A 4,876-nucleotide genomic window follows, 5' to 3' on the forward strand; every position below is an offset into this window, starting at 1 on the left:
CAAAGGCCTACAGGTCTCCGACGATGAGTTTCAAGCGCTCAATATCAAACCCGGTAAGTTTCATGGCGATTGGAACTATACGCTTCTTCCTCGCTCTTAATCGGTAACTTAATTCTTGCCCATGCCTAAAGGGCAAATGAGAATATCTTGAGCGGCTCTTTAGGTCCGAGCATTTGCCTCGCGGAAGACAAACTCCACTTCCCCGAATCGTACTGTCCATCCATCTTTGAGCAGATTCTCAGTGATCCGCCGCCCGTTCACATACGTACCGGTAGCACTTTGGAGGTCGGTGAGGATGTAGCCTTGTTTACGCCACTGAACTCGTGCGTGGCGAATTATAATTGATGGATGTTGCAAGATCACATCACAGTCTGCTCTTGAGCCAAGGATAATGTCATCGTGAACCAGGGCAATCTCATGCGGGAGGCCACAGATAGGTCGCTGGCAGACAAAACGGGCGTACGGTACTGACTGTATAATTATCTCTGGCGTGGAGAATTCCCCCTGCTACCTCCGTGGGCACGACACTAAAATGTATACGCGAGAGCACAAGTAGCCCAGTAAAGGCCAGCAGGGGGACGATGAAGTTCCATCTGCTATAGGCGATAGTATGAGTCGGTTGTGACACCTCCAAAGCGACAGGCTGGACTTGCGGAGTTGCTTGCGGCGGAACTGGTGAGTGAGGTAGGACGTGAGCGCTTTCTGTACTCGCTCGCTGTTCCTGCTCGATTTTTTCTTTTGTCATTTGTATTGGTCTTTCGCCGCTCTTTTCCGGAGTGACGATCTTTGGTGAGGGTGTTTCCTGAGGGAGGCCAGGAGGACGGAGTAGCGCGAGAATTTCGGGCTCTAGAACAGTTCCTGTTTGTTCACCGTAGCCACCTTGAATTCTCTTAACTAAGTGTCCATCAGGTCCGAAGAGAAAGAGAGCGGGAATACCGAAGACTTGGTAGCGAAGATGAAGAGCGCCGGTGCTCTCTTGCCCTATAGCATAGGGAATCTGAAATCGATCGATGAACTCTTTCACCTTAACATCGTCGCTACTCCCAAATACCCCAATAACAATAAATCCTTGATCCTTAATCTTGTTATAGAGCTGCACCAAGCTTGGTGTCTCGGCAACACACGGTGGACACCACGTCTCCCAAAAATTCACGAGCACGACTTTGCCGTGGTAATCAGAAAGTCGCACCTGCTTTCCATCCATCGTGGTCAACGTGAAATCATACTCACCATAGCTGCTTGGGGATGTCTCATGTTCCTTAGCCACAACTACCGCGCCTCCTCCAAGCCCGTAGAGAAGAAGACACAGTAAGGTGAGCGATAGAAAATCAGCCCACAGTGCCACGTTCCGTCTGGGGTGCATGAGACATCCTTTCCGTTTAGGTCGGATGATGAGCCTCACGAAAAACAAACTCCACTTCACCGAATCGTACTGTCCAGCCATCTTTGAGCAGATTCTCGCTAATCCGCCGTCCGTTCACGTAGGTACCTGTGCGACTTTGGAGGTCGGTGAGGATGTAGCCTTGTTTGCGCCATTGCAGCCGGGCGTGTTGTAGGGCCACTGATGGATGACGAAGAATGACATCACATGTTGTTGCCGAACCGATGAGGATATCATCGTGGATAAGCGCAACCTCTGGCGGAATATGAGGAAGTGTACAAGAACACATCAAGCGAGCGTACGACGCAACAGGTTCAGCCTCTCGTTTTTCCTTAGTCGATCTGCTCGATGTTTCAATGTCTACACTCTTCAGACGCATTCGTGAGAGTACCATCAGTCCAATGAAAGCAAGCAGTGGAACGATAAAATTCCATTTCTTGTACCCACGGATGTTACTTGCTTTCGCCTCTCCGGTCTGTTGCACGATAAATGGGGCCCACAAACGAACAGGAGCAATCGGTTCTCCCAACTGTGCTTTGGTTTGCTCACGCAGTGTGGCGATACTCTTGAGCTGTGCATTTCGCAGTGCTACCGCTGGTGACTCCCCAGCAGTATACCCACGATAGAACTCTTCCATCTGTTGCAAGGTAATCTTGTCATTCACTGCCCATAAACTCATGACCAGGTTCTTTGCACCTGCCATGACGAAGGCACGTCGTAAACCATAGATACCTTCACCGACCTGCACGTCACCGACGCCGGTTTCACACGCTGATAGCACCACTAAATCCGTGCCGGACAGGTTCATGCCTGTCACTTCTAGTGCTGTGAGAATACCATCGTCTCCGGTCTTAATGTCTTTCGCATGATTGGCCCCAGCAAGGGCAAGTCCTGAACGGATCATAGGATTGATAGCCGATTCGGGGCCTCTACGAGGCGTTGCAACTCCCGCGACGCCTCCCTTGCCACGCTCGAACCTGGTGCTAATTGTCTGAGGCATGAATAACGGTTCTGAAGCCAGATCATCATCTTTCAGAAAGAAGCCGTGCGTCGCCAAATGTAAAACTTTGGCTGCTTGACTTGCACGAACCGCCGATTCAGTTGCTTCTTCTTCTTGGAGCACTACTTGTTTGCCTATTATGAGGGTAGGAATGATCTGTGCCTCTTGTGCTGTTCCAGGCAAAGGGGTGAAATGCTCTCCATAGTCGCCTGCACGTAGTGCCTCTTCCGGGTTGGTCACTGTACGAAGCACCTCCTGATTATCAAACGCTGGATTCGCGACTAACAGAAGATCGGTCGTCGGTTTCGCTTCGCTCTCTCCACGCAAGAGGTCACGGCCACTAGTGACATACGACACTGTCATATCCTCAATGAGATAGCGCCCCTTAGGCGTACGGAGGGCAACAAACGGGACCTTATTGAGGTTCCCGTCAGGACTAATAATCAACCGTTTACGTCCCCTTAAAGCAGGTATTAGTGGGCGAAGAATCACATCATACAGCCGCTCAAGTTCTTCGTCTGTTTTCACTGTATGGTCCTTCAGATCCCGCTGAAACGTCAGGTTGTCGGCAATAAAGTGCGGCTCAACTTTATAGTCGATTCTTCCCAGATCTACCATTGTGACGTGATTGTCCGAGGTGAGCACGAAGGCAACATAGTAGGTCAAAAAATCAAGTTCCATTATCGATCGTCCCCACCATGATTTTGAATAATCCCATACTCGTACGAACTCAATTAAGGCACTGTCTTGTGAGAGCCGTTGTGCGATCTCTGCTACCGTTACTTTCCAGGCGGCTATTGTTTGCGTCATCGTTGAACTGTACTGTGCAAGAAAGCTTTCCTCCTGTTCGATTGCTGCTTGGAGAGCTGTGCGAGGGTCTTTTGTTGAAATGTCCTGCGATTGTTGTGTATTCAGAAGCGCACGTGCAAGTTCACTACGATACTGGTTCAAACGGTGCCAGGATTTTAACGCTTCTCCTTTGAGATTAGCCATTACGATCTGTTGGGTCTGTGACTGTAGATCCAACACGAGGCCTTTACGAAATAAAACAAGCTGGAATCCCTCCCGCACAGCATCCTGATCATCTTTCAAGGCTTGCCGGATACGCCAGAGAGTTACGTGGTAGTTGTTTATCGTCGATTCAATCAGTTTACGTTTCTGATTCTCAGGGAGGATATTTAACGTCTGCTGCAGGCGTGGTTCCTCGGCATGAACATTCTGCAAAAATAATTGAAACGCGTGTTGGTAGTCCTCTTTCCTTTTGTCGACACGGGCCTTATTCTTATAGAGGCTGGCAACCTTTCCGCGTGTGATTATCGTATCAGGATGATTATGCCCCATCGTTTGTTCTAAGCGCTCAAGAATTTGTTGGAGACGAGGCAGAGCCTCAAGAGTCAATGGGGGAGTTAAAGCCTCGCGAGTCATAAGGGTCTGAAGGTGATTCGGACCAAGATATTTCTCCTGAATCGCCAAGGCCTTCCGCAGAAGCTCCACTCCTTTCTCAAAGTATTCCGTCTTTGCGGACATATAGGTTTGCCCTAAATGACTGAGAAGCAAAGCGGTGTCCGGATGCTCAGGACCAAGTGCCTTTTCCCGAATTCGTACCGCACGCTCTACAAGTGATATTGCCTGATTGATTTCTTGTTCGGTATCTTTGGCTGCTCTATCCGTCTTGTGTATCCTCAGAACTAACGTGGAGGCGATGTTATTTAGTATAGCGGCAAGAGCGGGATCCTCGGAGCCTAAAGCTTTCTCTTTAATGGCTAAGGCTCGCCATAGAGTCGTCAAGGCCTTATCAAAGTCCACAAGGGAGCCCCAGACTAAACCAAGGTCTGAAAGAATTCTGGCAAGATGCGGATGATCGGGACCTTTCGTTTTCTCAACAATTGCCGCCGCTTGTTGCAGAAGTGGTAAGGCTGTCTCAGGTTGCCCGGCAGCAAAATGCGCAAATCCTAGGTTGTTCATCGAAAGAGCGGTTTCCCAGTGGCCAGCCCCTAGAATCTTCTGCCTAATCGCGACTGCTCGTTCGAGGAATGCAATTGCCTCGATGTACTTCCCTAACTTTATGTGTATTTCTCCCTGAAAATCGAGGAATTTAGCACCAGCGTCATTATCAAGCCCAACATCCTTCTCAATTTGGACAAGGAGGCGATCGCCTATCTGAGCAGCTTGTGCATACTGGCCTTGCTCAAATAGTTTGATCATTTGGTCCCTCAGTTGTAGAGCTTCCCGTAGATGCGATGCGGGAATTGATTTCTGAGCCGTGGCGATTCCAGAGCAGAACGCCAGCAAAAACAGGCTAGCTACTATGCGATACATGGTTTCATTGCTCCTACTTGGAACTCTAAAAGGTAAACTAGCACTCTCCTGGCCTGATGAACGAAGAGGAAACACGAGAGGCAGGAAGGAGGAAAGAGCGACACCCGATTTGTTCCGCGGGAGCAAGCAAAGAAGGTCTTGTGAGCGAGCAGCGATGGAGCTAAGAGCGACATAGG

3 protein-coding genes are annotated in these 4,876 nt (G+C 49.5%); all 3 read right to left on the reverse strand.

Annotation, left to right across the window (positions count from 1 at the left end; all coding sequences use genetic code 11):
* Positions 1-159 precede the first annotated feature (159 nt).
* From FJ147_27130 to FJ147_27140, 3 genes are read right to left on the reverse strand one after another with little or no spacing between them, the layout of a single operon-like run.
* Entirely contained in the window at positions 160-483 is a 324-nt protein-coding gene (locus FJ147_27130) for an FHA domain-containing protein (protein MBM4259560.1), read from the reverse strand.
* Positions 416-1,444: a TlpA family protein disulfide reductase gene (locus FJ147_27135; protein ID MBM4259561.1), complete on the reverse strand. Its 1,029-nt coding sequence runs from the start codon at positions 1,442-1,444 to the stop codon at positions 416-418. Before FJ147_27135 ends, FJ147_27130 begins: the two co-directional genes overlap by 68 nt.
* A complete protein-coding gene (locus tag FJ147_27140; GenBank protein ID MBM4259562.1) occupies positions 1,380-4,700 on the reverse strand; it encodes a CHAT domain-containing protein in 3,321 nt (1,106 codons plus the stop codon). The genes FJ147_27135 and FJ147_27140 overlap by 65 nt, the downstream gene beginning before the upstream one ends.
* Positions 4,701-4,876 lie beyond the last annotated feature (176 nt).

The organism is Deltaproteobacteria bacterium (assembly GCA_016874775.1).
In the GTDB taxonomy this organism is placed as follows: Bacteria; Desulfobacterota; Binatia; order Bin18; family Bin18; genus VGTJ01.